Here is a 16,476-nt window from a genome sequence, read left to right as displayed (position 1 = left end):
GCACCACGGCGCTGGGCCCCCCGGCCGGGGGCCCCCCCCCCGGGCGCGCCCGGTGGGGGGCGGGCCCCCCCAAGCGGGCCACCCGCGCCCCGCAAACCGGGACGGGGGGGGGGGTGGGGGGGCTGCCGCTCTGTCCGTGTTGTCCCCCCCCCCCCCCGGGCCCCCCGCCGATGCTCACGCCGCACAGGTTCACCGCCGCGTCGGCCCCGCGCAACGCCCGCTCGTCGAGCTGGGCGTGCGCGGGATCCCACGTGTATTCGTCCGGTGCCGCGGCGGCGCGGCGCACCAATCGGGACACCTCGTGCCCGTCGCGGCGCAGTGCCGCGACGAGTGCCCGACCGATCATCCCGGACGAACCGGCGACCACCACCTTCATCGCTGTCGAATTCCCGGTTTACAGACCGAGATCGGCCTCGAAGGAGGCGTCCTCGAGACGGTGCTTGACGGTGGTCAGGAAGCGACCGGCGTCGGCGCCGTCGATGAGGCGGTGATCGTAGGTCAGCGGCAGGTACACCATCGAGCGCACGCCGATGGACTCGCCACCGGTCTCGTCGGTCACCACCACCGGACGCTTGACGATCGCGCCCGTGCCGAGCATGGCCGCCTGCGGCGGAACCAGGATCGGGGTGTCGAACAGCGCGCCCTCGGAACCGATGTTGGTGATGGTGAAGGTGCCACCGGACAGCTCGTCCGGCTTCAGGCCACCGTTGCGGGCGCGGTTGGCGATGTCGGCGATCGCGCGGGCCAGCCCGGCCAGCGACAGGTCGCTGGCGTTGTGGATGACCGGCGAGAGCAGGCCCTGCTCGGTGTCGACCGCGATACCCAGGTGCACCGACGCGTGGTAGGTGATCTCCTTGGTGTCCTCGTTGTAGGAGGCGTTCACGTTCGGGTGCACCCCGAGAGCCTCGACGACGGCCTTGGCGAAGAACGGCAGGTACGTCAGGTTGACGCCCTCACGGCTCTTGAACGAGGCCTTCGCGAGCTGGCGCAGATGCGCGATCTTGGTGACGTCGGCCTCGTGGACCTGGGTCAGCTGCGCGGTGGTCTGCAGCGATTCGCGCGTCTTGGTGGCCGTGATCTGCCGGATCCGGCTGGCCTTCTGCGTGGTGCCGACCAGACCGGCCAGCTTCGGCGCGGGAGCCTGCTTGGCCGGGGCCGCGGCGGGCGCGGCAGCGGCGGCCGGAGCCGGGGCGGCGGGCGCCTTCTTGGCCTCGGCGGCGGCGAGCACGTCCTGCTTGCGGATGCGGCCGCCGACACCGGAACCGGTGAGGGTCGACAGGTCGACGTTGTTCTCGTCGGCCAGCTTGCGCACCAGCGGCGTCACGTACGGGGTGCTGCCGTTGCCGCCCGTGGCGGCGGCGGGGGCCGGAGCCTTCGCCGGAGCGGGGGCCGGGGCAGGGGCAGGGGCAGGGGCAGGGGCCGGGGCCGGGGCGGGCTTGGGAGCTTCGGCGGCCGGAGCGGGAGCCGGGGCAGGCTCAGGTTCCGGAGCGGGAGCAGGCGCGGGAGCGGGCGCCGACGCGGCCGCAGGGGCACCGCTGCCGATCACACCCAGCTGACCACCGACGGCGATGACATCGTCTTCCTGCGCCGAGATCTCGAGCAGCGTGCCCGCGACCGGCGAGGGGATCTCGGTGTCGACCTTGTCGGTGGACACCTCGAGCAGCGGCTCGTCGACGGCGACGGTGTCACCGACGGCCTTGAGCCAGCGGGTCACGGTGCCCTCGGTGACGGATTCGCCCAGCTCGGGCATCTTCACCGGGGTGCCGTCCGCGGCGGAAGCGGCGGGCGCGGCGGCCGGAGCGGGCTCGGGCTCGGGGGCGGCGGCCGGGGCCTGCGCCGCGGGGGCCGGCTCGGGTTCCGGCGCCGGGGCGGCCTCGGCGGGCGCGGCGGCGGGGGCGGGCGCGGACGCGGCGGCCTCGCCGGGCTCGCTGATCACACCGAGCTCACCGCCGACCTCGACGATGTCGTCTTCCTGCGCGACGATCTTCGACAGCACACCGGCCGTGGGCGAAGGGATCTCGGTATCGACTTTGTCGGTGGAGACTTCGAGCAGCGGTTCGTCGACCTCGACCGTGTCTCCTTCCTGCTTCAGCCACCTGGTCACCGTTCCCTCGGTGACGCTCTCACCAAGAGCCGGCATCTGGACGGAGAAGGCCATGTTCTCTGACTCCTCGACTGTTCGACGGGTAATACAACAGTGCTTCGTTTCCGGCAGACACCCGTCGCGGGTCGCGGCGAGCATCCACCCCACCGGCCTCGGCGGGGCACCCGGGAATCGTTGGTTCTTGTTCCGGCAACCATCCTTGCACTCGCTCGCCGTCGCTGTGGCGCAGGGCGGCGATCCGGGCAGAGCTGGCACCATGGAATGTACGGCGGTGAGCAGATTTCCGCCGCAACGCAGGAGGTTGTTACCGGTGGGTTTGCTGGATCGTTTCCGCGGTGGGCGCGGCCGGAGCAGGACAGTCGCGCGCGGTGAGGCGTCGGAGATCGCCGCGCTCGCCGAGTGGACGCGCTCGCGACGCGGCGTCGAAGCCTTCATCGAACCCAAGACGACTGTGACTGATGTCACAGCGGTTCTGGTCGCCGTGGACGGGGAATGGACCCGCCGGATCGTCGGTGAGCGTGGCGCGCGGCGACTCGCCGGTGCGCTGAAGATTCCCGTGTACGACGTGAACAAGACCGGCTACCCGCAGCGGATGCGCGACTACGATGCCCGCCGCCGCGTCGAGCAGCGGCGGGCCCGCGAGCAGGAGGGCTGAGCTACTCGGCCCCGATCGCCTCGATCACCGTGATCAGGGTGCGCACCGGGACGCCCGTGCCGCCCTTGCCGATGTAGCCGAACGGGCCGCCGGTGTTGTAGGCCGGACCGGCCACGTCCAGATGCGCCCACTGCACACCCTCGGGCACGAACTCCTTGAGGAACAGCGCCGCCGAGAGCATGCCGCCCCAGCGGTGCGCGGCCACATTCGCCAGGTCGGCGACCTTGGAGTTGAGGTCGGTGCGCAGTTCGGTGGGCAGCGGCATCGCCCAGCCGTTCTCGCCGACCGACCGCGAGATCGCGGCGACGCGGTCGCGGAATTCGTCGGTGCCCATCACGCCCGGCGTGCGGGTGCCGAGGGCGACCATCTGCGCGCCGGTGAGCGTCGCGACGTCGATCAGGTAGTCGGGCTCGTCCTCGGCGGCGCGCACGATCGCGTCGGCCAGGATGAGGCGGCCCTCGGCGTCGGTGTTGAGCACCTCGACGGTGGTGCCGCCGTACTGGGTGAGCACATCGCCGGGACGCTGCGCGGTTGCCGAGGGCATGTTCTCGGCCATCGGGACCGTCGCGGTGACGGTGACCGGCAGCCCGAGCCGCGCGGCGAGCAGCGTGGTCGCGATGACCGCCGCGGCCCCGGCCATGTCGGAGGTCATGTTCTCCATGTTGGCCGCGGGCTTGATCGAGATGCCGCCGGTGTCGAAGGTGATGCCCTTGCCGACGAGCGCGATCTTCTTCGGCCCGCCCGCGTAGGTGATGCGCACCAGCCGGGGCGGCCGCGCCGAACCCTGGCCGACGCCGATGATCCCGCCGTATCCGCCCGCGGCGAGCGCGTTCTCGTCGAGCACCTCGACCTCGAGCCCGGCGGCCTCGGCGAGCAGCCGGGCGCGGTCGGCGAATTCGGCCGGGTACAGCGCGCTCGGCGGCGTGTTGACGAAATCGCGCGCGGTGGCGACGGCTTCGGCCACGAGCTGGGCGCGGAGCAGTTCCAGCACGCCGAACTCCGGCTCGGGAACCAGCAATTCGACGCGCACGACCGGCTGCTCGTCCGGCTTCGGCGCGCTCTTGGCCGACTTGAAGGTGGTGAAGGTGTAGGCGCCCAGGTAGAAACCCTCGGCCGCGGCCGACAGGTCGATGCCGGACAGCGTGGTCGCCACCAGTTCGGTGCCGCTGAGCGCGCGCCCGGCGACACCGGCGCTGCGGCGCACCTGCTCGGCGTCGAGCTTGTCCGCCGCGCCGAGACCGACCGCGAGCACGCTGGTGACGTCGGCCAGCGCGGCGGGCGCGGGCACCCTGGTCAGTTCTTCGGGCTTGCCCTTCGCGCCGACCGCGCCGAGGGCGTCGAGCAGTTCCGCGCGGACCTCGGGGGTGAGCACGTCGCCGAACAGGTCGGCGGGGACGATGGCCGGTCCGTTCTCCGAGGAGGTCAACCCGATCACCAGCACGTCGGTGTCCGGGCTGATGGTTTCGATACGTGCCAGTTCCGGTCCGAGTGAACGATCTGCAACAGCGGTCATTGCCCCAGGTTATTCGGTGGCGGTTCGGTGCCGCACCGCGACGCCGTCGAGCAGCAGTGCGATACCGCCGGTGAGCAGCTCGTCGAAGGAGAGGTCGGCGAGGTCCGGTCGGGTGGCGAAGACGCGGTGCAGGACCGGGCGCACGCGCGGGTCGAGGAGTTCGCCTAGTTCGGCGGGTGGGGTCTCGCCGGGGCCCGAGCCGAGGCGGTCGCCGCGGTCGGTGCTCCACATCAGCGCCAGGCCCTGCACCATGCCGGAGTAGGCGAGGTAGACGGTGAGTATCTCGGCGGTGCCGAGGTCGAGGTCGTCGAGCGCCGCGAAGGCGCGCTCCAGCGAGTCGAACAGGGTCGGGGCCAGCGGCGGCCGGGTACGGGCGAGCACGGTGAGCAGCCACGGGTGACGGCGGTAGAGCCGCCACTCGGCCTCCGCCTCGGCGGCCAGGGTGGTGCGCCAGTCGGGGGCGGGCGGTGGCGCGGGCGTCTCGTCGAGTGCCAGCTCGGTCATCGCGCCGAGCAGTGCCTCGCGGTCGGGGAAGTAGCGATAGAGCGCGGCGGTCGCGACGCCGAGCTCGCGGGCCAGGCGGCGCATGGTGAGGCCGTCGAGTCCGTCGCGGTCGGCGACCTCGACGGCGGTGGCCGCGATGTGGACGGCGGTGAGCCGGGCGGGCCGGGAACGCCGGACCGGTGGGCGCCGGTCCCGGCGGGCGCGATAGGCGCGACCCTGACACGAACGTGAACAGTAGCGGCGTGCCCGTCCGCGCTCGGCCTGGATCACCTCGCGTCCGCAGTGCACACACGATGTCGATTTCCGCACACGAAACAGTGTGACGAAATTGTCGTCATACCGCTGTCCCACTCCTAGATTGGCGGAGACGAACACCGTTCACACAGAGGAGAGACCGATGATTCCGCATGTCTGGCGGGCCGGGCCCGACGAACTCGCCGCGGTGACCGAGGCCTTCGTCGCTGGCAGCGCCGACGAGGTCGTGGCGACCTGGATCAAGGCGGGCGATCCGGCTGTCGAGGAGGCCTACCGGACGGTCCACGTTCCGCAGTTCGTCGCGAACTCGATGGACGAGGACGAGGTGTGGGTGGCAGGCACCGAGGACGAGATCTGGGCGGTCTCGCTGTGGCAGCGCGCCACCTCCGCGGACCGCTTCGTCACGGAGGCCGCGGCGGTGCGGGCGATGGCCGAGACGGTGCCGGACAACGTGTCGGCGCGGCGGATGGCGGCGGTCTCGACGCTGGTCGCGGACGCGCATCCGCGCGAATTCCCGCACCACTACCTGCATGTCATCGTGACGGTGCCCGAGCGGCGCGGGCGCGGCGCGGGTGGGGCGATCCTCGCCGAGCGGCTGGCGACGTTCGCGGCGGCGGGGGAGTCGGCATTCCTGGAGGCGAGTACGGAACGCTCGTCGCGGCTCTACGCCCGGCGGGGGTTCGCGCGGGCGGGCGAACCGATCGTGCTGCCGGAGGACGGACCGACCCTGCTGCCCATGTGGTTCCGCGGCTGAGCCGGCAACCCGCGCGAGCCGCCTGCCACCGGCCGCTGCCGAATCCCGTGCGGCACGCGGCAATCTCGCCGCGAATACTGGCAATCACTGGACAATACTGGAACTCCTGAATACGCTCACGCTCGTGACGGACTCGGCCGAGGAGCTGGAGACGCGCATCGCCGCGCTCAGGGCCGAGGTGCGCCGCGCCGCCGCGTCCGGCGACCGGGCCACCGCCCGGCAGTTGCGCACCCGGCTGCGGCAGGCCGAATCCGCCTGGGACGCGGTGGTACTCGGCTCGGGCGCCGAGCCGGACGAACCCGAGCCCGTCGACGCCCCCGCCGTGCCGGTCCGCGAGCACGTGCACCGGGCGTTGACCCTGCTGTCGGTGCCGTCCGCGCCGAAACTGGTGCTGGCCACCCACGACGCCTTCTTCTCCGGCGAACTCCAGCCGGCCCGGTTGACCAGCCTGCGCCGCGACGAGGAACGGTCCTTCCGCTCCGCGCCGTATGCCCGCCCGTACTACCTGTGCGCCGCGCTCACCACGGACCTGCTCTCGCCTGCCAGGGGCGTGATGGCCGTGAGTTCGTGGTCGCTGGAACGCCGGATGGTCGGGCCACTGAGCCCGCGCGTCGGCCTGCTGACCTCGGCCATCCGCCTGGCCGAACATCTTTCGGCCCATCCGGGCGAGGCGGGCGGCCGGCTGCTGTGGCGACTGGCCACTTCGATTCCCGGCGTGTCGGGTGGTCCGGACGCGCTCGATCCGGCGAAGGTGATCGAGGCCGCCCGCGGCGAGCTGGCGGTCCACGAGGACGAGGACGCGCGCACCCGGCGCTCGGCCGCGCGGAGGGCGGCCGAACAACTGGCCGATCCGGCCGCGCAACTGTTCGGTGTGCGGCTCGGGGTGGCCGACCGGCGACGAATCGAGGTGTCATGAGTGAGCGTAGCGAGCGCCCCGTGGGCACGATCGCGGGGCGATTGGACCAGTTGCGCGGCGCCGCGCCTGCGACCAGGCACAATGCCCGCACGATCGCCGCGCTGACGGCGAATCCCGGGTGCGCGCGCCGCGCCCTGCTCGACGCGGCCGCGGTGGACAAGACGGTGATCGCCCAATCGCTGGGATTCCCACCGCAATTCGGTCAGTCCCAGTTCGCGATCACCCGCGGCAACGCCTTCGAATCGATGGTGAAGGCCAACGGCTGCGCCGAACTGCTGGCCCTGCTGCGCGACAAGCTAGGGCTCACGCTTCCCGAAGTCGCCTACCACGACCTGAATTCGGTGGGGGAGAACACCGGCAACGCCGTGCGCTACCAGCGCACCAAGCAGCTGCTCGCGAGCAGTATCGCCGCCGGTGACGGCACCCTGTTCGACCACCCGATGCTGCGTCTCGACATCGCGGGCGCCACCGCGTATCTGGAGCCGGACGTGGTCGCGGTGCAGCTCGACGGCAAATTCCACGTGGTCGAGATCAAGGCGTTCCCGGTGATCGACGGGCAGGCCGACCCGGCGCAGGTCGCCGCCGCCGCGCGGCAGTCCGCCGTGTACGTGATCGCGCTGCGCGAACTGATGACCGAGATCGGCGAGTCACCGGAGCTGGTCTCGCACCACACGATCCTGGTGTGCGCCAAGGACTTCACCAACCGGCCGACCGCCGAACTGGTCGACCTGCGCAAGCAGCTCGCGGTCGTGTCCCGGCAGCTCACCCGGCTCACCGCCATTCCCGACCTGCTCGAGCTCCTCCCGCCCGAGGCCACCTTCGCGCCCGGCGAGGATCTGGAGAAGACGATCGCCGCCGTTCCGGCCAGGTATGCGCCCGAGTGCATGTCGAGCTGCGAGCTCGCCTTCGCCTGCCGTGACGAGGCGCGCACGTGCGGGTCGGTCGACGCGCTCGGCCGAGGGGTGTGCGACGAGTTCGGCGGCATCGACAACATCGACACCGTCCTCGGCCTCGCCGATGGCACCCTGGAACCGGGGGCCGAGCACGCCGACATCACCGCGATCCTGCGCACCGCGCACCGGTTGCGGCTGGAGATCGCCGGATGAGCGTGCTGTCCGCCCTCGCCAAGGCCGAGGCCGTCCGGTCCGGTCGCGCGCAACCAACCGCGGCGGTGCGGCACGTGCACCTCGCCGAGCGGCCGCTGGTGGCGGTGCCGTTGCGGCTGGCGGGTGAGGCGGCGGCGCCGCTGGCGACCATGATCGGCACGACGGTGGGCGACCAGAACGTGCTGATCGTGCCGCAGCCGCGCGACCGGGTGCTGCGGCTGCGCTTCATCGAGCAGCTCGCCGATGTGCTGCTGCCGTATCTGGCGTCGTTCCTGGCCGAGGCCGAGGAGCTCACCAGCAAATCCGGGGAGACCTACACGCGCTGCCTGGACGCGCCGCAGCTGTGGACGCCGAACCCCGGCGGCGTGCACTTCCTGAAACTGCTCGGGCGGTCGGTGCGTTTCCATCGCACCGACGGCGACAACGCGGTGCCGGAGACGATTCCGCTGCTCGGCCGCTGGCTCACCTGGTTCGGCGACCGCGCCGAACACCCCGGCTCGGCGGTGCTGCCCGCGATGACCACGGTCCTGGCCCAGCACTGGGCCTCGGGCCAATCCTCGCTCGAGGACGGCAATCTCGCGGCCCTGCTCGGCTGGATCGATCCGCCGCGCGGACGCACCGGCGCCGAAGCCGCCGCGATCGCCGAGGATCCGCTGCAGACCCCGCCCGCGGGCCCGGCCACCGATCCCGGCTTCGACAACGAGGAACTCGCGCCGCTGATCGCCGCCTACAACAGCGCCGTCGACGAGAACGCGAGATCGGTGGCCGCCGAACGGCTCGAGCGGTCGCTGCGCGGACAGCTCGAACCCACCTGGCGGCTCATGTGGCGGGCGCTGGAGCTGCTGCGCGCGCTGCCCGCGGGGGCCAGCGTCGAGAACCGGTGGACCGATGATCGCGGCGCGTTCTCCTACTTCGCGGCCGAGGTGGCCGAGGGGGTGCCGCAGGCGCGACGCGACCCGGCCGTGCGCGCGGTGCGCAAGCTGCTGGAACGCGAGCGCGCGCTCGAGGCGCTGCAGGCGCAGTGCGCCTTCGACGATCCGCTGCTCATGCTCGAGCACCGCGTCACCGGTGCCGCGTTCCGGGGGACGGTGGTCCACAGCGAACCCGATCGGATCGACCGTTCGGGCGCGCGCCCGAAACTGCGGCCGCACATCCACATCCGCACGAGTGACCCGTTCACCGCCATCCTCGGCGAGGAACTGACCTGCGTGGAGCGGCCCAAGCAGAGCGGGGTCGTCGTCGAGTTCGAGGGCGACACGCTGGTGCTCGAACTCTCCGGCGGGATGGGCCGCAAACTCGTCGCCGAACCGGGCTCGGTGCCCGCGGCCGAGGAAGTGCTCGGGTTCGCCCGGTTCAAGCCGTCACCGTTCAACGGGCAGCTGAATCTGCCCGCGCGCGAGGACACTCCGTGGACCCACGGCGGTCCGCCGCCGGAGTGGACGCCACCCACCGACGACGAGGGCGAGGAGCTGGAGTGAGCGCTGCCGACGAGGCCGTCGCGGGCATTCTCACCGACCTGCGCGACGCGAGCCATCGCGCGCTCGTCGTCGATTCCCCGCCGGGAGCGGGCAAGTCGACGCTGGTGGTGCGCGCGGCCAGGCAGCTCGCCGAGGACGGCGACCAGCGGATGATCGTCGCCCAGACCAACGAGCAGGTCGACGACCTCATCGACCGCCTCGCGGGCGCCGACCCCGGGCTGCGCATCGGGCGGCTCTCGAGCTCGATGTATGTCACCAGCGAGCGCGTCGACCGGCACGCGAGTGTGCGCGTCGCCACCAAGCCCGGCGATCTGGCCGACCGCACGATCGTCATCGGGACCGCGGCCAAATGGGCCACCATCACCGAGGGCAGCTGGTCGCACGCGATCATCGACGAGGCCTATCAGATGCGCTCGGACATGCTGCTGCGCATCGCGAATCGCTTCGATCGCGGTCTGTTCGTCGGTGATCCGGGACAGCTCGATCCGTTCGCCACCGTGGAGACCGCGCGCTGGGCCGGGCTCACCTGGGACCCCACGATGAGTGCCGTCACCGTGATGCTGGCCAACAACGACGGCATCCCGATCCACCGGCTGCCCGTCTCCTGGCGGCTGCCCGCCACCGCGGCGCCGGTGGTCTCGAAGGCGTTCTATCCCTTCACGGGGTTCGAATCCGGCACCGGGTTCGGTGACCGCCGGCTGGATTTCGGGACCAGGGGCATGGGCGGGCCGGTCGACGCGGTGCTCGAGCAGGCGGCCGAATCCGGGTGGGGCTGGTACGAATTGCCCGCCCGGCACACCCTGCGCACCGATCGCGAGGCGGTTGCCGCGCTCGCGTCGATCGCGGCCAGGCTGCTCGAACGGGGCGCCACCGCGCATTCGGAGACGGGGAGTCATCCGGTGACGGCCGAGCGGGTCGCGATCGGCACCGCGCACCGCGACCAGGCCGACGCGGTCCGGACCGCGCTGCGCGGTACCGCCGCCGAGGCGATCACCGTCGACACCGCCAACCGGCTCCAGGGCCGCGAATACGACGTCACCCTCGTCTTGCACCCGCTCTCGGGCCGCCGCGACGCCAGCGCGTTCCACCTCGAAGCGGGTCGGCTGTGCGTGCTCGCCTCCCGCCATCGCCACGCCTGCATCCTCGTCGGCCGCGCGGGCATCCCCGAACTGCTCGACGCCCATCCCTCGGCCGAACCGGTCCACCTCGGCGTCCCGGTGAAATTCCCGGACGGGTGGGAGGCCAATCAGGCGGTGCTGAGCCATCTCGCGAACCACCGGGTGGGTGCGGCGCACTGAGCCGGTTCCACGCGGCGTCGCGATACGCTGCGAGTTTGCTTGACGCATCGGTCTTTTCGGTCTACCGCAAACCGCACACGGCGACCGCCGGTCGGTTACTCTCTCCGCGAAAGACACGCGTGCCGAATCGTCGGTTTCGCCCGACGCGGGCACGCAGCGGAGCGCTGGGGCGGCTCCGGGAGCGGAAAGATTCGGTGTGAAGGTCTGGCGTAGCGCGCACGGGGTTCGGGGCAGAGTCAGCGTGCGGATCCGCCTGCTGTCGATCGTGGTGATCTCCAGCGTGATTCTGCTGGTCACCGGGGGTGGCACGGCGGTATACCTGGTGAATTCGGCGCAGGAGTCCACCGACTGGGCCGACCTGGCCAGCAGTACCACCGCTCCGGCCATCCTCATGGTGTCGGCCTTCCAGGAGGAACGCAGGCTCTCGCTGCTGCGCCTGGCCGGTGACCCGCCGGCCGCGGCCGCCCTGGTCACCGCGCGGCAGCGATCCGACGAGGCGCTGGCCGCCGTGATGGCCAAGGGCGACGCCGCCCGCGAACTCAATCCGGACGGTTCCCGCGAGGACATCGAGGGCTACAACAAGCTGTTCGCCATGGTGCCCACCGTGCGCGGCGGGGTGGACACCAAGCAGATCCCGCCGGCCGACGTGTTCACCTTCTTCAGCCAGGTGATCGGCACGATCATCGCGGCCTCGGTGCTGGCGGCCCGGGTGGCGCCGGACGCGAAGATCGGCATCGAACTCGGCCACGGCGTCCAGCCGCTGCGGGCGGCCGAGGCGCTGTCCCAGGCCGACACCCTCGGCTCGGTGGCCCTGACCAACGGCCGCATGTCGACCGCCGAACTGCTCGACTTCAGCCGCCGGGTCGGGGAATTCCGGAGCCAGGTGGCCTATTCGGGGACCGTGTTGAAAAGCGCCAGGCTCGCCCAGCTCGGCGCCGTCACCGGCAGCCCGGACTGGCAGCAGGTGACCGCGATGCAGGACGCGCTGATCGCGCGGGGACCGGTCACCGACAACCGGCGCGACGACGATCTCCCGCTGAGCCTGGCCGGCTGGCAGGACGCCTCACGCCATGTCGGTCTCGCGCTGCAGCAGCTGTGGCACGACCAGAGCGGTGACGCCCATGTGATCGCGCGCGAGCAGGGCCGGACCGACACCCGCAACGCGCTGCTCGGCGGCGCGCTGGTCGCGCTGCTCGCGGTGAGCGCCTTCCTGATCGCGCTCATACTGGCCAACCGGTTCATCGCCCGCATGCAGCGGTTGCGCCACGACACCCTCGAACTGGCCGACGAGCGGATGCCGGAGCTGATGCGCAGGCTCGCGGCCGGGGAGACGGTCGAGCCCAAGGAGGAGACCTCCCGGCTGGACTTCGGCTCCGACGAACTCGGCCAGGTCGCGGCCGCGTTCAATCGCGCGCACCTGGCCGCGGTGTCGGCGGCGGTGGCCGAGGCGCAGACCAGGGCAGGCATCAACACGGTGTTCCTCAACATCGCCCACCGCAGCCAGGTGGTCGTGCACCGGCAGCTCGCCCTGCTCGACAAGGCCGAACGCGACGAGGCCAACGCCGACCAGCTCGAATTGCTGTTCCAGCTCGACCACCTGGCCACCCGCACCCGCCGCAACGCCGAGAACCTCATCATCCTCGGCGGCGAACAGCCGGGCAGGCGCTGGCGCAACCCGGTCGCGCTGATCGACCTGGTGCGCGGCGCGGTCGCGGAGAGCATGGACTACACCAGGATCCAGACCAAGGAGCTGCCCGAGGTCCGCATCGCCAGCCATGCCGTCGCCGACGTGATCCACCTGCTCGCCGAGCTGATGGACAACGCCACGGCGTTCTCGCCCCCGGAAGCACAGGTCATGGTGTCCGGTGTGGTGGTCGGTCGTGGCATCGCGGTGGAGATCACCGACCAGGGGCTCGGCATGGCCGAAGGCGAACTCGCCGAACGCAACGCGATGCTCGCCGACCCACCCCAATTCAGCGTGGCCACGCTGCAGGGCAATTCCCGGCTCGGGCTGTTCGTCGTCGCGAAACTGGCGAGCAGGCACAACATCTCGGTGCGGCTGTCGGAATCGGTCTACGGCGGCATCCGCGCCGTGGTGTTGATCCCGTCCGCGCTGGCCGAGGCCGCCGACCAGTCCTCACCGATCTCCGGGCAGTTCCCGGCCGTCCTCCCGCGCGCATGAGCGACGAGCGCGAGCACTGGTACGAGGAGGACGCGGGGCCCATCGTGCGCCTCTACGCGGTGACCCGCGGGCGCGGCCGGACCCAGCGGCCCGAACTGGACCTCACCACCTTGCTGGTCGACGCCGGGGCGGGCACGCGGCTGCGGCGCACCGACCCCGAGTACGCCGCCATCGTCGAACTGTGCCGGACGCCGATGGCGGTGGCCGAGGTGTCGGCTCATCTCGGCCTGCCGCTGAACCTGGCCAAGGTGCTCATCGGCGACCTGCTCGACGAGGGCAGACTGGTCGCCCGCGCGCCGCAGCACATCGCGGCCGGAAAGGCCGACCTCGATGTGCTGCGCGCGGTGCTGGCGGGGATCCGCCGGGTCGACAGCTAGGCGAGCCGCGCGGCCAGCCGCTTGGCGTTCATGTAGCCGATCGCCTCGATGGTGACCATCGGGTTCACCCCCGGGGCGGTCGGGAAGCTGGACCCGTCGGCGACGACGATGTTGTCCACCTCCCAGGTGGTGCCGTCGGGGTTGGTCGCCGACAGGTCGGCGGTGCCGCCCATCCGGGCCGAGCCCATGATGTGGAGGGCGCCCAGTGAGCACTGGCCCGGACCGTACCCGGCCTTCTTGCAGGCGGCGTCGAACTCCGTGAGGGAGCCGCGCACCCCGGGCTCGAACGAGACACCGGCCTGGTGACCGGAGTAGATCCGCTGCGCGCCAGCGGCTTCGAGCACCGAGGCGGCGCCGACGATGCCGGTGTGCAGGTGGCCGGCGTCGTAGTCGGAGAGCCGGTACTTGACCACCGCCTCGCCGCTGCCGTCGATCGAGACGGTGCCGGGATCGCGGTCGCGGGTGATCACGCCGATGGAGTTGGTGCGCGCGAAATCGAGCATGGCGGCGCGATGATCGGCCGCGCCCCGCCAGTTCATGAAGCCGGTCGCCAGCCCGGGATGGATCGGGCCGGTCTCGTAGATGACGCCGTAGCCGTTGCCGTCGAGGTCGGCGTGGTGCCTGCTGATCCTGCCCTGCAGGGCGCCCTCCCAGGGCCGGATCTCCTCCTCGAACACGCCGAACACGGCGGCCGCCGGGTGCAGGCGCAGGTGGCGGCCGATGTTCTTGTTGCGCAGGCCGGAACGCAGCAGCAGCGCCGGTGTCTGGATCGCGCCCGCGGCCACGACCACCGCCCGCGCGCGCACGGTGATCTCCACCCCGTCGCTGGTGCGCGCGGTCACCGACTCGGCGGTGCCGCCGCGGACCGTGATGGTGCGGACGTCGGCGTCGACGACCAGGCGGGCGCCGTGGTCGGCGGCGTCGTGCAGCCAGGTCTTGGTCACCGACTGCTTGGCACCGAGGCGGCAGCCGTACCCGCACCGGCCGCATTCGACCGCGGCGTCACAGGCGTCGCCGACATTGCGCGGCAGGGTGTCGACCTCCCAGCCCAGGGCCTTCGCGCCGCGTTCGAGGATGCCGTCGCGGGCGGAGAGCGGGGACTTGTTCCCGGTGACGCCGATGCGCCGCTGCACCGTGTCGAGGGCGTCGCCGAACTCGTCGTCGGCGAACTGGGGGACACCCGCTTCGGCCCATTCCTTGCGCACACCGTCGGGGGTGGGCAGCGAGGTGCTCCAGTTGACGACGGTGCCGCCGCCGAGGCAGGACCCGGCCACCAGCGTGATCTGGCCCTCCGCCGATGACGGGGGACCCGCGGCGTACAGGCTGGTCAGCGCGTCGAGCTCGCCGTGACCGAAGTCCTTGTCGTCGTAGTAGTTTCCGCGTTCGAGCACCACCACATCGAGACCGGCCTCGGCCAGGACGGCCGCCGCGACACCGCCGCCCGCGCCCGAGCCGACCACGACGACATCGCAGTCCAGCGTCGTCGTCTCGGTGAACCGCTGCGGGGAAAGACCGGGTGCGGGTGCGCTCGCGACCGGGCCCGTCGGGGCCGGGTAGCCGATCCGCTCCCACAGCGGATTCGTTCCGGTGGGGCCAGGGGTGACGTTGTAGGCGAGCAGCGACGCCTGCTTGAGCGCCTGGAACACGGCCCTGACCGGCGCGAGTCCGGAGTCGCCGAGGCGCAGCAGCGCGGCCTCGCGCCGCTCCTGCGACAGCGAGGAGAACCGGCGGAAACCGCTGCCGGTGAGCAGACCGACGGCGCGGGAATCCCACAGCCCCAACATCGTCGCGAGCTGTTTCTTGTCGGCCTCGCGTGGATTGCGGCCCAGGATTCGGAAGATCGTGTCGACCGCGCCCAACTCCGTCGCCGCGGGTAGCCCGAGCCCGTCGCCCGGCAGGAATGTGTCACAGATCGATCCCAGCGCCGCCCGCTGTTCGGTTGTCGGTTCCATGCGGAAACCACCCCTTCTCACTCTGGGGTGAGTTCTATCACGCGTTCTTCGGCCCCGCTGGGTGTCAACAGGTTTCGGGCCGGACGGCCGCCCGCCCGGCCCGAACACCGGCTAGTCGCGACTGCCCGCGGCCGTGAACCGCAGGGTCTTGCGCGCCGGAACCGACAGTTCGACGTCGGCCGTGGAGATCGACCGGGCCGCCGTCTCGCTGCGATAGGCGGTCAGGCTGTAGTGGCCGGGCTGCAGGCCGCGGAAGCTGGCCTGGCCGTCGGCGCCGGTGGACAGATGCCGGTGGATGGTGTCGCCGCAGACGTCGTCGCCGGTGAGCACGACCCGGCCGCCCGCGATCGGGGCGCGGCCGTCGGACTCGATCAGCACGGCGTCGATCTGGCCGGTGGCGGCGGTCTGCGGTCTGGCTTCGCAGGTGGAGGTCTGTTCGACGGTGTCCGCGCCGCCGGGATGGGCCGCCGCCGCACCCGCCGCCGCGCCGAGCGCGGCCGTGGCCACTGCGATCATCAAGCTCCGGGTAACGCCGCTACCTGGCATTTCGCCGCTTTCCTCCGTTTTCCTCGGTGACTCTGGGACACACACGGACGTTCCTGAGGTTTGGCTCGCGCGGCGAGCTTACTGGCGGGAATTTCACGCCCGTCACCGGAGTTCCATAGAGGCGGTTGTGGCCGTTCTGTGCGACTGTGGAAGCACTACGAAGGAGGACGCGTGACTGAGACCCGCAAGGCGATTCTGGCCGGTGGTTGCTTCTGGGGCATGCAGGACCTGATCCGTCGGCAGCCCGGAGTGCTCGCCACCCGGGTCGGCTACACCGGCGGAAGCAACGACCACCCCACCTACCGGGACCATCCCGGCCACGCCGAGGCCGTCGAGATCGAATACGACCCGGCGCTGACCGACTACCGGGCCCTGCTCGAGTTCCTGTTCCAGATCCACGACCCCACCACCAAGGATCGCCAGGGCAACGACATCGGTTCCAGCTATCGCTCGGCGATCTTCTACCTCGACGACGAGCAGCGCCGTATCGCCCTCGACACCATCGCCGACGTCGACGCCTCCGGGCTGTGGCCCGGCAAGGTCGTCACCGAGGTGACCCCGGCGAGCACGTTCTGGGATGCCGAACCCGAACACCAGGACTATCTGCTGCGCTACCCCGACGGCTACACCTGCCACTTCCCCCGCCCCGGGTGGAAGCTGCCCAAGCGGGCCGACGCCAAGTAACCGATCCACCCGAACCGGGGGGGGGGGGGGGGCGGGGGGGGGCCCGGGGGGGGGGGGGGGGGGGGGTGGGGGGGGGGGGGGGGGGAAATTGAGATGGGGGAGGGGGGGGGGGGGGGCGGGGGGGGGGTGGCAGGGAAGGAGTGCGGGGGGGG

General features: G+C 71.6%; 15 protein-coding genes. 9 read left to right on the top strand and 6 right to left on the bottom strand.

Features of this window, described 5'->3' with window-relative positions; translation table 11 throughout:
• Together QH270_RS25680 and sucB are read right to left on the bottom strand one after the other, a co-directional pair.
• Positions 1-376, bottom strand: a 376-nt coding sequence (locus tag QH270_RS25680; RefSeq protein ID WP_280346650.1) for an NAD-dependent epimerase/dehydratase family protein, incomplete at its 3' end; no start/stop codon positions are given.
• An 18-nt stretch (positions 377-394) separates the two neighbouring features.
• Positions 395-2,158, bottom strand: a complete 1,764-nt coding sequence (gene sucB, locus QH270_RS25675; RefSeq protein ID WP_280346649.1) for a 2-oxoglutarate dehydrogenase, E2 component, dihydrolipoamide succinyltransferase — start codon at positions 2,156-2,158, stop codon at positions 395-397.
• Between the two features lie 256 nt (positions 2,159-2,414).
• On the opposite strand from sucB, the gene QH270_RS25670 reads away from it, so the two are divergent.
• A complete protein-coding gene (locus tag QH270_RS25670) occupies positions 2,415-2,759 on the top strand; it encodes an oxidoreductase (RefSeq protein ID WP_232997705.1) in 345 nt (114 codons plus the stop codon).
• 1 nt (position 2,760) lies between these two features.
• Here the strand turns inward: QH270_RS25670 and QH270_RS25665 are convergent, their stop codons facing one another.
• Both QH270_RS25665 and QH270_RS25660 read right to left on the bottom strand, forming a co-directional pair.
• Positions 2,761-4,272: a leucyl aminopeptidase gene (locus QH270_RS25665; protein ID WP_280346648.1), complete on the bottom strand. Its 1,512-nt coding sequence runs from the start codon at positions 4,270-4,272 to the stop codon at positions 2,761-2,763.
• Between the two features lie 9 nt (positions 4,273-4,281).
• The gene (locus tag QH270_RS25660; RefSeq protein ID WP_280346647.1) at positions 4,282-5,085 is read right to left on the bottom strand and encodes a TetR/AcrR family transcriptional regulator; all 804 of its coding nucleotides are present in this window, start codon (positions 5,083-5,085) and stop codon (positions 4,282-4,284) included.
• A gap of 88 nt (positions 5,086-5,173) precedes the next feature.
• On the opposite strand from QH270_RS25660, the gene QH270_RS25655 reads away from it, so the two are divergent.
• From QH270_RS25655 to QH270_RS25625, 7 genes are all read left to right on the top strand, one after another.
• Positions 5,174-5,785, top strand: coding sequence for a GNAT family N-acetyltransferase (locus QH270_RS25655; RefSeq protein ID WP_280346646.1), 612 nt, complete (start codon positions 5,174-5,176; stop codon positions 5,783-5,785).
• Positions 5,786-5,909: 124 nt separating this feature from the next.
• On the top strand, positions 5,910-6,701 hold the full coding sequence (locus QH270_RS25650) for a hypothetical protein (protein ID WP_280346645.1): 792 nt from the start codon (positions 5,910-5,912) through the stop codon (positions 6,699-6,701).
• The gene (locus tag QH270_RS25645) at positions 6,698-7,807 is read left to right on the top strand and encodes a hypothetical protein (protein WP_280346644.1); all 1,110 of its coding nucleotides are present in this window, start codon (positions 6,698-6,700) and stop codon (positions 7,805-7,807) included. Before QH270_RS25650 ends, QH270_RS25645 begins: the two co-directional genes overlap by 4 nt.
• A complete protein-coding gene (locus QH270_RS25640; RefSeq protein WP_280346643.1) occupies positions 7,804-9,285 on the top strand; it encodes a hypothetical protein in 1,482 nt (493 codons plus the stop codon). The genes QH270_RS25645 and QH270_RS25640 overlap by 4 nt, the downstream gene beginning before the upstream one ends.
• Positions 9,282-10,583 carry an AAA domain-containing protein gene (locus tag QH270_RS25635; RefSeq protein WP_280346642.1) on the top strand — a complete coding sequence of 434 codons (1,302 nt, stop codon included), beginning with the start codon at positions 9,282-9,284 and terminating at the stop codon, positions 10,581-10,583. The genes QH270_RS25640 and QH270_RS25635 overlap by 4 nt, the downstream gene beginning before the upstream one ends.
• A gap of 241 nt (positions 10,584-10,824) precedes the next feature.
• Positions 10,825-12,765 carry a sensor histidine kinase gene (locus tag QH270_RS25630; protein WP_280346641.1) on the top strand — a complete coding sequence of 647 codons (1,941 nt, stop codon included), beginning with the start codon at positions 10,825-10,827 and terminating at the stop codon, positions 12,763-12,765.
• Positions 12,762-13,142 carry a DUF742 domain-containing protein gene (locus QH270_RS25625; protein ID WP_280346640.1) on the top strand — a complete coding sequence of 127 codons (381 nt, stop codon included), beginning with the start codon at positions 12,762-12,764 and terminating at the stop codon, positions 13,140-13,142. Before QH270_RS25630 ends, QH270_RS25625 begins: the two co-directional genes overlap by 4 nt.
• On the opposite strand, the gene QH270_RS25620 is transcribed toward QH270_RS25625, so the two are convergent.
• Complete coding sequence (locus tag QH270_RS25620) at positions 13,139-15,094, bottom strand: GMC family oxidoreductase N-terminal domain-containing protein (protein ID WP_280346639.1); 1,956 nt, start codon at positions 15,092-15,094, stop codon at positions 13,139-13,141. The genes QH270_RS25625 and QH270_RS25620 overlap by 4 nt on opposite strands.
• 111 nt (positions 15,095-15,205) lie before the next feature.
• Positions 15,206-15,610, bottom strand: coding sequence for a carboxypeptidase-like regulatory domain-containing protein (locus tag QH270_RS25615; protein ID WP_280346638.1), 405 nt, complete (start codon positions 15,608-15,610; stop codon positions 15,206-15,208).
• Positions 15,611-15,859: 249 nt separating this feature from the next.
• Between QH270_RS25615 and msrA the strand changes: the two genes are divergently transcribed.
• Entirely contained in the window at positions 15,860-16,324 is a 465-nt protein-coding gene (gene msrA / locus QH270_RS25610; protein WP_432420430.1) for a peptide-methionine (S)-S-oxide reductase MsrA, read from the top strand.
• Positions 16,325-16,476 lie beyond the last annotated feature (152 nt).

It is taken from the genome of Nocardia neocaledoniensis, assembly GCF_029868625.1.
In the GTDB taxonomy this organism is placed as follows: domain Bacteria; phylum Actinomycetota; class Actinomycetes; order Mycobacteriales; family Mycobacteriaceae; genus Nocardia; species Nocardia neocaledoniensis_A.
Note: the sequence above shows the minus strand (reverse complement) of the source record. Positions and strands in the feature narration are given on the sequence as shown.

Bases quoted from the DNA above. Each gene is read 5' to 3' on its own strand.
- sucB (WP_280346649.1), bottom strand. From the start codon at position 2,158: ATGGCCTTCTCCGTCCAGATGCCGGCTCTTGGTGAGAGCGTCACCGAG.
- QH270_RS25620 (WP_280346639.1), bottom strand. From the start codon at position 15,094: ATGGAACCGACAACCGAACAGCGGGCGGCGCTGGGATCGATCTGTGAC.
- msrA (WP_432420430.1), top strand. From the start codon at position 15,860: ATGCAGGACCTGATCCGTCGGCAGCCCGGAGTGCTCGCCACCCGGGTC.
- QH270_RS25665 (WP_280346648.1), bottom strand. From the start codon at position 4,272: ATGACCGCTGTTGCAGATCGTTCACTCGGACCGGAACTGGCACGTATC.
- QH270_RS25640 (WP_280346643.1), top strand. From the start codon at position 7,804: ATGAGCGTGCTGTCCGCCCTCGCCAAGGCCGAGGCCGTCCGGTCCGGT.
- QH270_RS25645 (WP_280346644.1), top strand. From the start codon at position 6,698: ATGAGTGAGCGTAGCGAGCGCCCCGTGGGCACGATCGCGGGGCGATTG.
- QH270_RS25615 (WP_280346638.1), bottom strand. From the start codon at position 15,610: ATGATCGCAGTGGCCACGGCCGCGCTCGGCGCGGCGGCGGGTGCGGCG.
- QH270_RS25625 (WP_280346640.1), top strand. From the start codon at position 12,762: ATGAGCGACGAGCGCGAGCACTGGTACGAGGAGGACGCGGGGCCCATC.
- QH270_RS25655 (WP_280346646.1), top strand. From the start codon at position 5,174: ATGATTCCGCATGTCTGGCGGGCCGGGCCCGACGAACTCGCCGCGGTG.